General features: G+C 71.4%; 10 protein-coding genes. 4 read left to right on the top strand and 6 right to left on the bottom strand.

The genetic code is table 11. The features are described from left to right. The first annotated feature begins 310 nt into the window (after positions 1 to 310). Positions 311 to 517, top strand: a complete 207-nt coding sequence (locus tag AC0VYD_RS07465) for a DUF7455 domain-containing protein (protein ID WP_475479199.1) — start codon at positions 311 to 313, stop codon at positions 515 to 517. Between the two features lie 136 nt (positions 518 to 653). Here the strand turns inward: AC0VYD_RS07465 and AC0VYD_RS07460 are convergent, their stop codons facing one another. Then, positions 654 to 1,346, bottom strand: a complete 693-nt coding sequence (locus AC0VYD_RS07460) for a GNAT family N-acetyltransferase (protein WP_475479198.1) — start codon at positions 1,344 to 1,346, stop codon at positions 654 to 656. A 187-nt stretch (positions 1,347 to 1,533) separates the two neighbouring features. Here AC0VYD_RS07460 and yaaA point away from each other — a divergent pair, with 187 nt between their 5' ends. After that, complete coding sequence (yaaA, locus tag AC0VYD_RS07455; protein ID WP_475479197.1) at positions 1,534 to 2,328, top strand: peroxide stress protein YaaA; 795 nt, start codon at positions 1,534 to 1,536, stop codon at positions 2,326 to 2,328. Between the two features lie 348 nt (positions 2,329 to 2,676). Here yaaA and AC0VYD_RS07450 read toward each other — a convergent pair whose 3' ends face one another. Both AC0VYD_RS07450 and AC0VYD_RS07445 read right to left on the bottom strand, forming a co-directional pair. Further along, entirely contained in the window at positions 2,677 to 4,329 is a 1,653-nt protein-coding gene (locus AC0VYD_RS07450; RefSeq protein WP_475479196.1) for an RNA polymerase sigma factor, read from the bottom strand. A 194-nt stretch (positions 4,330 to 4,523) separates the two neighbouring features. Beyond that, positions 4,524 to 6,581, bottom strand: a complete 2,058-nt coding sequence (locus tag AC0VYD_RS07445) for a SpoIIE family protein phosphatase (RefSeq protein WP_475479195.1) — start codon at positions 6,579 to 6,581, stop codon at positions 4,524 to 4,526. A gap of 585 nt (positions 6,582 to 7,166) precedes the next feature. Between AC0VYD_RS07445 and AC0VYD_RS07440 the strand changes: the two genes are divergently transcribed. Continuing rightward, entirely contained in the window at positions 7,167 to 7,454 is a 288-nt protein-coding gene (locus tag AC0VYD_RS07440; protein ID WP_475479194.1) for a hypothetical protein, read from the top strand. Between the two features lie 188 nt (positions 7,455 to 7,642). Then, positions 7,643 to 9,256 (top strand): hypothetical protein, encoded by a 1,614-nt coding sequence (locus AC0VYD_RS07435; protein ID WP_475480214.1) that lies wholly within the window; start codon positions 7,643 to 7,645, stop codon positions 9,254 to 9,256. A gap of 7 nt (positions 9,257 to 9,263) precedes the next feature. Here AC0VYD_RS07435 and AC0VYD_RS07430 read toward each other — a convergent pair whose 3' ends face one another. Genes AC0VYD_RS07430 through AC0VYD_RS07420 form a run of 3 tightly spaced genes read right to left on the bottom strand, consistent with a single transcriptional unit; the run spans position 9,264 to position 13,361 of the window. Then, a complete protein-coding gene (locus AC0VYD_RS07430) occupies positions 9,264 to 10,061 on the bottom strand; it encodes a tyrosine-protein phosphatase (protein ID WP_475479193.1) in 798 nt (265 codons plus the stop codon). 46 nt (positions 10,062 to 10,107) lie between these two features. After that, positions 10,108 to 10,842, bottom strand: a complete 735-nt coding sequence (locus tag AC0VYD_RS07425) for a nucleotidyltransferase family protein (protein ID WP_475479192.1) — start codon at positions 10,840 to 10,842, stop codon at positions 10,108 to 10,110. Between the two features lie 35 nt (positions 10,843 to 10,877). Then, on the bottom strand, positions 10,878 to 13,361 hold the full coding sequence (locus tag AC0VYD_RS07420) for an AAA family ATPase (RefSeq protein ID WP_475479191.1): 2,484 nt from the start codon (positions 13,359 to 13,361) through the stop codon (positions 10,878 to 10,880). Between the last annotated feature and the right edge of the window lie 39 nt (positions 13,362 to 13,400).

Raw genomic sequence — 13,400 nt, 5'->3', positions numbered from 1 at the left:
GGCTTCGTCGCCGGGGCCGCTGTGACGGGCTCCACGGGCCGACGCGGGGTCGGACGGGCCTGCCCCGCGCGAGACTACCACCTCCGGTGGATGCGACCTGGATACTCCCGTTTTCCGGGGATAGCCGTGCCTCACCCGGGGGTACAACAAGGAGCAGAGACGGTCTCCGACAAGAAAGGTGCCATAGCGCTACACCCAGGCATGAATCGGTCGGATTCCGCTGTCGGCGTACACGGGGTCCGGTTGGGAACGTCTGGGTCGGGTTAGATGTTGTCAGAGGTGACTAACGCCGAGTATTGAGGATGGCGAAGTGACTGGAACCCTTGCCCCCACTCAGCCGCTGACGGCTGCTGACCGCTGCGACCGCTGTGGTGCACCGGCGTACGTCCGAGTGTTGTTCAACTCCGGCGGCGAACTCCTGTTCTGCGCACACCACATGCGCAAGCATGACGACTCAATCCGCAAGATCGCCTCGGACATCCAGGACGAGACGGACAAGCTCAACGAGAGCAAGTAGCGCGCGGTAGAGCGTTAGCCACAACGACCACGAAACGTCGGCGGCGGCCCCCGGAGAACGGGGGCCGCCGCCCTCGTTGTCGGGACCCGCGGTCGGCGGGCTCCCCCGGTCCCGCGACCGGGCCGTAAGGCGGGTCTCAGTCGGCCAGCACCCGGTTGTGGTAGCGCGAGACCTCCGCGAACCCCGCGCCCCGGTACAGCCGCAGAGCGGGTTCGTTGTCGGCGACCACACACAGGTAGGCCCGGCGGGCGCCCTCGTCGTGCGCCCGGGCCAGCAGGTCGGCCAGGACCGCCCCGGCCACACCGCGCCCGCGGGCGCGGTGTGCGGTGACCATGGCGCAGATCGCCACCGACTCCCCGTCCAGCACCGCGCAGCCCCGGCCGTCCCCGTCCCCGTGGACCCCGTAGACGGCGTTCACCCGGCTCAGGATGCGCACGACGCCCTCGGCGTGGTCCGCGCCCGCGCCCGTCTGGGAGGAGAGCTCCCTCCAGCGCTCCGTGGGGGTGTCCGAGATCCCGGTCGCCCCCGGCCCCCGGGGGCGTTCCCGCAGCTCTCTGGCCAGTACCAGGGTCGGTTCCACCACCGCGTAACCGTGCTCGGCCAACCGCGCGTCCACCTCCTCCTCCCCCGGCCACACCTGCGCGCAGGGCCGCAGCCCGCGCGCACGGTAGAACCGGGTGACCTCCTCGACGTCGGCTCCCGGGTCCCGCACCAGGGCACAGTTGGCCCGCTTGGTGATCCCGTCGGCCAGGCCGAAGCGCCAGCCGCCCCGCGTGCGGGTGTGGAACGCGGGCCAGTCCCGTGACACCCGCTCCGCCCATGCGTGCATGTTCGTTCCCTCGCTGTCCTACGGTCGGAGGCCGCAGATCCTATCCGTCCGGGCCGGCACCGGGTCTCCTCCACGGCGCCCGCCCGGCACCCGCGCCCCGGGAGGCGTCCGGCAGGAGCACGCCCGATCGAGCGACGGCCTAGCATGGGCTCGGCCCCGCACCACGCACGACCTGGAGAATCCTCAGATGTTCATCCTGCTCCCGCCCTCCGAGGGCAAGGCCACCTCCGGTGACGGGCCCCGCCTGGACCAGGGCGCGCTGACCCTGCCCGAGCTGGCCCCGGCACGGGAGCGGGTCACGGCCGCGCTGGCCGAACTCTGCTCGGGCCCCGAGGACGCCGCGCGCGAGGTCCTCGGCCTGTCGGCGTCCCAGAGCGAGGCCCTCAAACGCAACCTGGACGTGGCCACCGCGCCCACGCTGCGCGCCGCCGACCTCTACACGGGCGTGCTCTACGACCGTCTCGGCCTGTCCGGGCTGCTCGACGGGGACGAGGCGCTCGTCCGGGACCGGATCCTGGTGTTCTCCGGCCTGTGGGGCGTGGTGGGCCCCGCCGACCGGCTGCCGCCCTACCGGCTGGCCATGGGCGTGAAACTGCCGCCGCTGGGCGGCCTGGGCGCGTACTGGCGCAGGGCGCTGGCCGGGCCGCTCGGCGAGCTCACGGAGGGGCGCCTGCTCGTGGACTGCCGCTCGGCGGCCTACGCAGCGGCCTTCAAGCCCGCCGGAGAGGCGGCCGAGCGGACCGTGGCGGTACGTGTGCTGCGCGAGCGCGAGGTGGACGGAGTGACCAGGCGTTCCGTGGTCAGCCACATGGCCAAGGCCACCCGGGGCGACGTCGCCCGTGCCCTGGTCAGCGAGAACGTCCGGGCCCGCACGCCACAGGAGCTGGTCTCGGCGCTGCGGGACCTCGGGCACACCGTGGAGCTGCCGCCCGCGACCAGGCCGGGGACCGCGCGCACGATGGACGTGATCGTCCGCGACTGACCGCGTGAGGCGTCCCCTGGCGCCTCCCCGACCCCGCCGACCGGCGAAGGCGCCCGTCGCCGGGCGCGCCCCCGGACGGTGTGAGCCGCGCAGGAAACCGGATCAGGGCGACTTTATGCCACACCTACAGGGCGTGCGGCAGCATGGGCGGCATCGGATGGAGATCGGACTCCGTGCGGGGACAGTGAAGTGCCTGAAGTCATGCGAGGGACACGCGGGGGTCGCCACGCCCGTGAGCGGACCAGGGCACCGAACACGACAGGCGCGCCTTCCCGGAGCCCGGGAGAGCGCGCCTGTTCGCTTTCGTCGTCTCAGCCTGAAACGTGGGTCCTCACCCGGACCGGCTGACTAGTCCAGGTAGTCGCGGAGCACCTGCGAGCGCGAGGGGTGACGGAGCTTCGACATCGTCTTGCTCTCGATCTGCCGGATGCGCTCTCGGGTGACCCCGTAGACCTTGCCGATCTCGTCTAAAGTCTTCGGCTGACCGTCGGTCAGACCGAAGCGCATCGAGACGACGCCGGCCTCGCGCTCGGACAGGGTGTCGAGCACCGAGTGCAGCTGCTCCTGGAGCAGGGTGAAGCTGACCGCCTCGCCCGGCTGGATCGCCTCGGAGTCCTCGATGAGGTCACCGAACTCGCTGTCGCCGTCCTCGCCCAGCGGAGTGTGCAGGGAGATCGGCTCGCGGCCGTACTTCTGCACCTCGACGACCTTCTCCGGGGTCATGTCGAGTTCCTTGGCCAGCTCCTCCGGGGTGGGCTCACGGCCCAGGTCCTGGAGCATCTGGCGCTGGACGCGGGCCAGCTTGTTGATGACCTCGACCATGTGCACCGGGATACGGATGGTGCGGGCCTGGTCGGCCATCGCCCTGGTGATCGCCTGGCGGATCCACCACGTGGCGTACGTGGAGAACTTGAAGCCCTTGGTGTAGTCGAACTTCTCCACCGCGCGGATCAGACCGAGGTTGCCCTCCTGGATCAGGTCCAGGAACAGCATGCCGCGGCCGGTGTAGCGCTTGGCCAGGGACACGACCAGGCGCAGGTTGGCCTCGAGCAGGTGCTTCTTGGCGCGGCCGCCGTCCTCGGCGATCCACTCCAGTTCGTCGCGGAGCTCGAAGGTGAGGACCTCGCCCTCCTCGGAGAGCTTCTCCTCGGCGAACAGGCCGGCCTCGATCCGCTTGGCGAGCTCGACCTCCTGCTCGGCGTTGAGGAGCGGCACCTTGCCGATCTGCTTCAGGTAGTCCTTGACCGGGTCCGCGGTGGCACCGGCCGCGACCACCTGCGCGGCGGGGGCGTCGTCGTCATCGTCGTACAGGACGAAGGAGTCGTCGTCCTTGCTCGGCTTGACCGGGGCACCGACGGTCTCGGGCTTGGCGGGCTTGGCCGGGGCGTCGGTGTCCTCGACCAGTTCCAGCTCGGCACCGGTGTGCTCGAGGTCGTCGTCCAGCCCCTCCTCGACGAACTCGCCCGAACCCGAACCCGAAGCGAGTTCGAGGTCCTTCTTCGCCGACTTCTTGGCCGTCGCCTTCTTGGCCGGGGCCTTGGCGGTGGTCTTGGCCGCCGCGGTCTTCTTGGGGGCGGCCGCCTTCTTCGCGGTCGCCGTCTTCTTGGCCGCGGGCTTCTTGGCGGCGGTGCCCTCGGAGGAGTCGACGACGGCGGTGACCGTCTCCGGCTGCTCCTGGGCGGCCGCCGCACGGGCGGGCTTGGCGGCCCGGCTCGTGGTCGAGCGGGTCGTGGTGCTGGACCGAGGAGCGGCCGTCTTGCGCCGTGTGGTCTTGCGCCGCGAGGAGGCCGACTCCGGAACGAGTACGGTCACGCCCTCCTTGGCGAGGCTTCGGAGCACGGACTGCGCCTGCGACATCGGGATTTCGGCCTCTTCGAAGGCACGGCGCACGTCCTCGGGCTCAAGAAAGCCCTGGGACCGCCCACGCTCGATCAGCTGCTGAATGACGGGCTCTTGCAGTGACTCGGACTGCTTCGAGCGAGTCGAACTGGCAGATGACACAAACACCTCTCGAACGGACGTGTGGCGAGATTGTCGGACCCGTGGGCCCGCTGACGCGGGACCGGGCACTGCACCCTCTCCCACCTGCGGCCTGGGATCGTCCCCACTGGGCGGGGAAGCCGGGGTCACCCCCGTCTTCGCGGGGCACGGCGGCTTCTTCACTGTAGGCAAGGCAATGGACTTGTTCGTACGGTCTACCGCTCCGACCCGGAATCGATCACCGGAAGCTGAACGGCGAGCAGAGTGACGTCATCGTCCTGCTCATACCCTTCGAGCATGCTCTCCACAAGGTACTCCAGCATCTGCTGTGGATCGCCCACCACTTCGGGCTGGGCCTGGGACGCTCTCCGGAGCAACTCGTCGAGACCTGCGTCGACCGAACGTTTGCGGTTCTCAACCAGTCCATCGGAGTAGAGAGCGACAGTGTTACCGGGTTGTACGAAGAATTTGTGGTGACCTCTCGTGGAGCTGACCCCGAGCGGTGTGTCCGGTTCGGTGTCGAGCAGCGAGGGCCCCGCGTTGCCGGCGACCACCAGCGGCGGGAGGTGGCCCGCGTTGCTGAGGTCGAGTTGTCCGGTGACGGGGTCCAGGACGAAGTAGACCAGCGTTGTTACCTGGTCCATTCCCTCCGTGGCCGTGAACATGCGGTCGAGTCCGGTCAACACGTCGGCCGGTTCGGGCATGGAGAACGCCAGTGCCCGCAACGCGTTGCGGATCCGACTCATTCCCGCCGCCGCCGGGATGCCCTTGCCCATGACGTCGCCGAGCACCCCGGCGACGCGGCCGTCGGGCAGCGGGAAGGCGTCGTACCAGTCCCCGCCGACCTGCACGTGCTGGGAGCCCGACCGGTAGTAGGCGGCCAGGCGCACCCCGCGCACCTCGGGCAGTTCCTCGGGCAGCAGGCTGCGCTGGAGCTCCTCGGCGGTTCCGTGTTCGCGTTCGTAGACGATGGCCCGGCCGATGGCCAGGGCGCACTGCCCGGCGAGCGCCTCCAGGAAAACCCGCTCCTCGTCGGTGACCTCCCGCTGGGCGTCGAAGGAGAAGCGCAGGGCACCGATCGGGCGGCCCGCCGCCATCATCGGCAGCGCCACCCAGGCGCGTTCCCCGGTCCGCTCGACCAGGCTCTCCACCTCGGGCGCGTGCTCCATGAGTTCGCCCAGCTCGGCCGGGCTGGCCGCCAGCCGCGGCGCCCGGTCGGCCACGGCCCTGGCCGCGACGTCGGGGTAGTCCAACGCGAACCCGCGTTCGGGCAGGCCCGCGCAGCCGTCCGCGGAGAGCATCCGCAGGCGCAGCCGGTCCCGGTCCAGGAGGGCGACGGAGGTGTGGTCGGCGCCCACACCGGAACGCCCGATCTCGGACATGGCCTGGACGACCTCGTCCGCGGTGAGGGCCTCGGCCAGGTCCGAGGTGGCCTTCTGCAGGCGGGCGGTACGCATCGCCGCCTCGCTGAGCTGCTGGTTGAGGCGCTGACGCAGTTCGTCCGCCTCGCGCTCGGTGGTGATGTCGGCCAGGGTGCCGACCCACTCGGCGGTCTCGGCGCCGTCCATGACCGGGTTCGCCCGGGCCCGGTAGTGGACGTAGCCGCCCGCACGGGTGCGCACACGGAACATCGTGTCGAAGGGGGTGACGTCCAGGACGGCGTCGTCCCAGGCGCGTTCCACCCGGCTGCGGTCGTCGGGGTGGAGGGCGTCGAACCAGCCCCGGCCCAGGTAGTCGTCCGGGCTCTGACCGGTCACGGCCCGCCACTGGGGGCAGTCCTCGCGGACGTCGCCGCCCGGGCCCGCGGACCAGACGATCTGGTTGCCCGTCTGGAGCAGGGCGCGCAGGCGCTGCTCCTGGCGCCGGGAGTCGGCGTCCTCGTGGTCCCGGGCGGCGATGAGGGCGATGTGCTCGTCGCCGTTGGCGGGGTCGTTGACCGGAAACCAGGTGAGGTCCCAGGCGTGCCCGGAGGACGCGCGGTGGCGGTCGCGCACCGCGTGCCCGGTCTCGCGCACCCGGACCACGGAGGCTCCTTGGGCACGGGCCCCCGCCTCGTCGCCGGCCTCGGCCAGGGCCTGGGCGGGCGTGCGGCCCAGGCAGCGGGCGGGGGTGCTGCCGAAGACCGTGGCCAGCCGGGGGTTGATCGAAACGAAGACGTCGTCGGGCCCCAGCAGCGCGAATCCGATGGGCGCGTCGGTGAGAAGGGATTTCACCGCGTCAGGCAGTTCCGCCACGCTGATCCGGGGTGGGGGAATGGACGTCTCGGCGCTCAACTGCTCGACACCTCCGGAACCGTCGGATTCCCCAGCCGTGTTTTCGTTGGGGTTGTTCGTGGACCGCGCGGGGGTCCGTCCCTGCCACCGTGCCCGCCACCCGTTCGCGGCGGCACTGTGGCGCGGGGTGCGCGGGCGCCGATTCCGGTCGGGGGCTCCGCGGCCCCGGGAGTCACGCTCCATGACTCCTCTCGGCCGCTGTCACGGCTCAAGCATAAGACACACCCGTCCACACGCAACGGCGGCCGTGGAGGGGGAGCCGCTGCGGACACGGAAGGTAAATGCTAGGCCACCGAACCCTCCCCCCACAGCCGACCGGGGGTTTTGCGGGCGTGTTTTCCCATAATTACCAGCGATGAGCCGGGTCGGACGGTTTGCAGAGAACTCTTCGAAACAGGACCGTTATATGCCCGAAACGTCCTTTTCGCCTCGCTGACCTGCGACGACAAAGCAACCAGGGTAAACGGCACCTCCCCCATGTTTTATCAACAGCGTGCCGCGGGAGGGGTTGACAGTCCAGCCAGAACAAGTGAAATGGGTGGAGGTCACCGTCCAGGCCATCTTCAGCTAGGGGTGTGAGCAAGAATGCTCCAGACCTTCCCGGTCCAGGATCTCAGGCAGATCTCGGCGAGACTTCACGACGAGTTCAGCGGTCTGTCCCACCGCTGCGTCGAGCGCTGTGTCAGCGATACCTGGAACTGCGTCGAACACCTGGGCATCACGGTCACTCCACACCTCGTAGAGCGGGTCGCCCGCGAACACCTCGAGGCCATGGTGAACTCCGTGCCGCCCTCACAAGCCGTCAGGAAGGCCGCACGCCACCCTGGCACCACACTGTTCACCGGTCACCGCGCGGTTCCCGAACCGCGCTGACCCGGTGGCGGCGAAGCCGGGCACGGGCCCCGTAGGCGCCGTGCCCGGCTTCGGGCTGCCCGGGGCCGCGGGGCTCCACCGTGCACAGGCGGGATCACAGCCGGTTCCAACTGGCATACGCTCGGACCGTGCCCTCCCCTTCGCCCTCACCCACAGGCCCCGACGTCCCCGCCGCCGCCTTCGAGGAGATGCTGCGCGCGGCCAGAGCCCTGCTCGCCATGCGACACCCGCTCGACGCCGAACTGGCCTTCAGTGAACTCCTCGGCTCCTGGTGGGGCGAACGGCTGCCCGGGGTCGACGTCGAACGTCTGCTCGGCGAAGGGCTCATCACGCACGCCACCGCCTCCGGCAAACCCGCGGGGCTGGGCGTGCTGGCCGCGATCACCGCCCTGGGCACCTCGGCCTCCCAGCGGGAACTGGCCGAACAGGGGATGATCGCCCTGCGGGAGCGAGGGCTGCAGGCCCCGGCCTGGGCGTCCCAGCTGGGCGCGGTGACCCCCGTGTCCGTGTACGTCAACGGGGACCGGTTCGGCGACACCGACGACGTGGTGTGCGTGTTCAGCCGGGACGCCCCCGACAGCACCGGCGCCCTGCCGCCCGAGCACGCGCTCATCCTGGTCGTGGACCACAACAGCGGCGGGCTGCTGCGCGACGCCTGGGTGACCACCAAGGTCGACCTGCTCCTGGAGCAGTGCCGGGAACAGGCCCGCGCCGACGGCTTCGCCCGCTTCGAGCAACTGGAGCTGAGCGACGCCCGGTCCCTGCTCGCCCGCGCCCTGGAGCGGACCGAACGCGTGGTCACCGGGGCCGCGGCCGACCCCTCCGCCGGACCCACGGTGGAACCGGTGGGCATCGCCGCGGCCGACCTGACCGGCGGTTCGCTGGCCGCGCACTTCGCGTTGGCCGCGTCCCGGGTCCAGCGGCTCCCCCGCCCGCCCCGGGGCGTCCCGGACTCCCCCGTCCCCGTCTGGCGGCGCGACCGGCGCGCGGTGCTGGCCGCCCGGTTCCTCGCCTCGGACCAGGCCGCCGAGCTGTCGGACTCCTACGCGGCGAGCCGGTGCGCGGACCACATCATCACGCACGGCTGCGACGTGGACAGCGGGCGCCCGATGCGGGTCAGTCCGCGCAAGGTGGAGTCGTTCCTGCTGCACTGGCTGCCCGGCCGGGTGGTGCTGCTGCCCGAGGAGCAGGAGGCCATGCCGCACGTCCTCGCCGCGTGGGTGCGCTGGGCCGGGGCCCGGACCCGGCTTCCCGATGTCGCGGTGGGGGCGACGCTCGACGCCCTGTGGGAGGCCACCTCGGCCTTCGCCAGGACCTACCGCGACCCGGCACGCCCCCTCGGCCTGCGGCAGGACGCGGTGCGGCGGCTGCTGCCGGACGGCGACTTCGCGTCGCTGGCCCGGAGGATGTTCGCCTTTCCGCTCCTGGCCAGCGAGCTCGTGACGGGGGCGCCGGAGGAGTTCGACCCGGCCACGTCCAGGGGGCGGCGGGCCCTGCTGCGGCTGGACCACTACGGCGAGTACGAGGCGGCCACCCCGCACAGCGGTCGGCACCACTCGACCGGCCAGGACCGCTGGTACCGGCCGGTGACCGGAAGGGACCCGGAGCGGGAGGAGGAGCTGGACCGCCACGAGCGCCTGGCCAAACGCCTGTGGGACGGGCGCCCCGCGAACCTGTGGGCGGCGGCCCGGAGGATGCTCGACCGGGGCGCGGACCGCCCCACGGTGCTGTCCGCCCTGGTCGAAACGCTGTACTCCGCCTCCAGCGAGAGCGACCTGCGCCGGAGGCTGGACGCGCTGTAGGCGGGGGTCACACGAGCAGTCGCTCGCGGAGGCTCTCCAGGGTCCCGCCGGAGAGCTTCAGGCCGTCGACCACGTAGTTGTCGAACGATCCGTACACCTGGTCCACGTGACCGAAGGCGCTGTCGAGGTACTCGGCGCGGACCCGGGTCATCGGCTCGACGTCCTCCCAGGGCAGACCGCTGTGCCGGGACAGCTGGCGCATCCAGTGGTCGGTGTTGGCCTGGCGCTCGTTGCTGGTGAGGTAGTCCGTGGTGACGGCCTCGCGCTCCACACCGAGCAGGGTGAGCAACAGCGCCGCGCCCCAGCCGGTGCGGTCCTTGCCCGCGCTGCAGTGGAAGACCAGGGCGGTCGGGCCCTTGGCGGCGCGTTCGACCAGGTCGCGGTAGCCGTCCAGGGCCTCGTCCTCGGTGACCAGGTCACGGTAGACACCGAACATGAAGCGCTCGGCGGCGCCGTTTCCGAACGCCTTGCGGGCCCGCTCCCGGTCGGTGAGCAGATCGACGAAGTTGGCCCCGGGCGCCTCGGCGTTCTGCACCCCGACGGCGGCGTACTCCGCGCCCTCGGGGACCAGGTCGGGGAGGCGGTCCCGTTCGTGGTGGGTGCGCAGGTCGATCAGCTGGCGGATACCGAAGCCGTCGTAGGCGGCCCGGTCCTGCTCGGAGATGCTGTGCAGGGCGTCGGACCGGTAGAGGAGGCCGTCGCGCACGGTGCGGCCTTCCCTCGTGCGGTGACCGCCGAGGTCGCGGAAGTTGGGGGCACTGGGGAGGAGGAAGCCGTCATTCGTCACGACGGCGACGATACCCACCGCCCCGGTACCCCGTCATCACCCGGTCCCGCCTCCGGGTGAACACTCAGCCGGACTTCTCCCGGAGGGCCTCGATCTCGGCTCCCGCCTCCTTGACGTCCTTGGCGGTGTCGACGCCGCGCCAGAACCCCTCGATGCGGTAGGCGGACAGCTTCCCCTCCTTGGCCAGCTCGGGGAAGGTCGAGGACTCGTGGTCGCCCTTGACCGGCAGGAGCGGGGTCAGGCCCGGCTCGAACAGGTAGACGCCCGCGTTGATCCACACCGGCAGCAGGGGGCTCTGCGTGAAGCCCTCGATCCGGTCGTCGCCGTCGACGTCGACGATGCCCCAGGTGGTGCGGAACTGGGACAGGGCCAGGGTGCCGAGGCCGCCCTTGGCCCGGTGGTGCTCGGTCAGCTCCTTCAGGGAGAACCAGGTGAGGACGTCGCCGTTGAGCGCGAAGTAGGGGGCTCGGGGGTCGCGCAGCCCGGTGGCGGCGTAGCGCAGGGCACCGCCGCGGCCCAGCGGTTCGTCCTCGACCAGCAGCGTGATCTCGGGGCCGACCCGCCGCGCTTCGATGTGTTCGCGCAGTACCTCGGCCTTGTAACCGCAGGAGACGACGACCTGCTCGACTCCGTGCGAGGCCAGCCACTCCAGCTGGTAGTCGATGATGGGCCGCCCGGCCACCTCCACCATCGCCTTGGGGCGGGTGTCGGTGTAGGGCCGCAACCGGGTGGCCTGTCCACCAGCGAGGATCAGCGCCTGCGTGACGGGGGACTCGTTGGATGAGGGTGAAGCGGTCATATACCGGACAGTAGCAGTACGGGTGGCGGGGGACCCTAGCTCTGCTGGGTGGCGTCGGCGTACGCCTTTCGCACGTCCTCGCTGGTGATGACGGTCAGCTCGGTGGCGGTGGCCGCCTCCCCCACCTCCTGGGAGACCCTCAGGTCGCGGTGGGAGCAGGCACCCTCGTAGAGGGAGCGGGCGAAGCGGCCGTTGCCCAGCTCGTCGATCCACCCGGTCACGCACACGTGGGTGAAGATGCTGTGCAGGTCCTGGCGCGCGGTGTCGTCGAAGGCGTCCCCGGTGCGGGCCGCCACGGTGTCCGCGATCTCGGACAGCTCGCCCGGGCTGTAGGAGGGGAACCGCACCCGCACGTTGAAACGGGAGGAGAGCCCGGCGTTCGAGGCCAGGAAGCGGTCCATCTCGTCGGTGTAGCCCGCCAGGACCACCACGAGCCTGTCCCGGTCGTCCTCGGCCCGTTTGAGCAGGGTCTGGATGGCCTCGGCGCCGAACGCGTCGCCGCCGCTGTACCCCGGGTTGACCAGGGAGTAGGCCTCGTCGACGAACAACACCCCGCCCAGGGCGCGGTTGACCAGCCGGTTGGTCTTGACGGCGGTGGCACCGAGGTGCTCGCCGACCAGGTCGGCGCGCTGGGCCTCGACCACCTCGGCGCGGCCCAGCATGCCCAGGGCGGAGAAGACCCGCCCGAGCACGCGGGCGACCGTGGTCTTGCCGGTGCCGGGCGGGCCCGTGAAGACGAAGTGGCGCATCGGCGGCTGGTGCGGCAGCCCCTGCTCCTCGCGCAACCGGGCCACCCGCAGTTGGGCGACCAGGGAGCGCACCTGTTCCTTGACGGGTTCCAGGCCGATCATGCCGTCGAGTTCGGCCATCGCCTCCTCCAGGCCCGGCGACTCCCCGAAACCGGGCAGGCGGGAGGTGAGTTCGGTGTAGGCGGTCTCGACGTCGGCGGCGCGTACCGTGACGAGGTCGTCCGCGCTGGGCCGGGGCGCCGGTTCGTCCCCGCCCGCCCCGGAGGTGACCACACGGACGTCGCGGGCCTGGGAGGCCTTCTCGACCATGGATCGGGCGAAACGGCCGTTGCCGAGTTCGTCCACGGCCTCGCGCTGGACGGTCTGGTCGAACCTGCGCCGGAGGGTGCGTGCCGCGTCCGGGTCGAGGACGTCCCCGCGCTGGGCGACGAGCGTCTCGGCGATCCGGAACAGCTCGGCGGAGGAGTAGCTGGGGAAGCTGATACGGGTGGCGAAACGGGATGCCAGCCCGGGGTTGGAGGCCAGGAAGGAGTCCATCTCCTTCTCGTATCCGGCCAGCACGACCACCAGCTGGCCGCGGTCGTCCTCGGCCCGTTTGAGCAGGGTCTGGACCGCCTCGTTGCCGAACCGGTCGGCCTGGCCGTCGCCCTCGTTGACCAGCGAGTACGCCTCGTCGACGAACAGCACACCGCCCAGGGCTCCGTCGATGAGCTCGTTGGTCTTGATGGCGGTGGCGCCCAGGTACTCGCCGACCAGGTCGGCGCGCTGGGCCTCCACCACCCGGGACGTGGGCAGGAGGCCGAAGGAGTGGAAGATCGTGGCGAGCGTGCGGGCGACACTGGTCTTGCCGGTTCCGGGCGGCCCGGAGAAGACCAGGTGGCGCAGGGGGCGTTCGACGGAGAGGCCGGCGTCCGCGCGCAGCCGGGCGGCTTCGATGGAGGCGGCGATCCCGCGGACCTGTTGTTTGACCGGGTCAAGTCCGATCATGTTCTCCAGCTCGGCCAGTGCCTGGTCGACGGGGACGGGCTCCTCCCCGTCACCCGTACCGCCCCCGGCCGCCTCGCCCCGGCGGGGCACCCGGGAGGCACGGCCGCGCTGGGGGCGGGGCCCGCCCTCCTGCCCGGGGCCGCCCTTCCCCTCCGGGGCCTCCTTCCTCCCGGGACGGGAGCCGGACGTGCTGTTCCGCCTCTTCTCGTCGTTGTCCCTGCTCTCCTTGGCCACCTGGCCGGAGGCGGCCAGACGCCACAGCAGGCAGGCGCCCGCGGCGACGTAGAGGGCCGCGATCCCGGCCCCGGCCGGAACGGGCTCGACGACCATCCCGAGCAGGGCGACGGAGAAGCCGGCGACGAGTCCCGCGGTCAGCGAGAGCAGGGCGGTGTGCCAGGCGGGGAACTCCCGGGCCCGGCTCGCCGCCAGCACCACGAGCAGGGGCAGGGGCAGGACCAGCAGGACGACCGGCTCCCCGAGCAGGGGGATCTGGAAGAGGGGGACGGCGATGAGCAGCCACACGACCGACACCAGCACGGTGAGGAGGGCGTCGAGCGAACGCATCAGCGCCGAGAAGGCCGCCAGCAGCAGGAGGGTGCCGACCAGCACGGTGAGCACCGGAAGGCTCAGCACGAGGGCGACGACGGCGACCACCGTGAGCACGACCAGGGCAGCCACCAGACGCCTGCCGAGGGGGACCCCGCGGTAGACGGCGCGCAGGCGGTCCACCCCCGAGGCGCGTTCCGGCTGCGCGGCGGCGGTGGAACGCATCTCGCGCGTCATCCATGCACCTTCCTGCGTGGGGGTCACGTGGTCGGCCCG

It is taken from the genome of Nocardiopsis sp. iso_40, assembly GCF_056173285.1.
The sequence above is the reverse complement of the archived record's forward strand: the minus strand, read 5'-3'. Positions and strand labels throughout refer to the sequence as shown.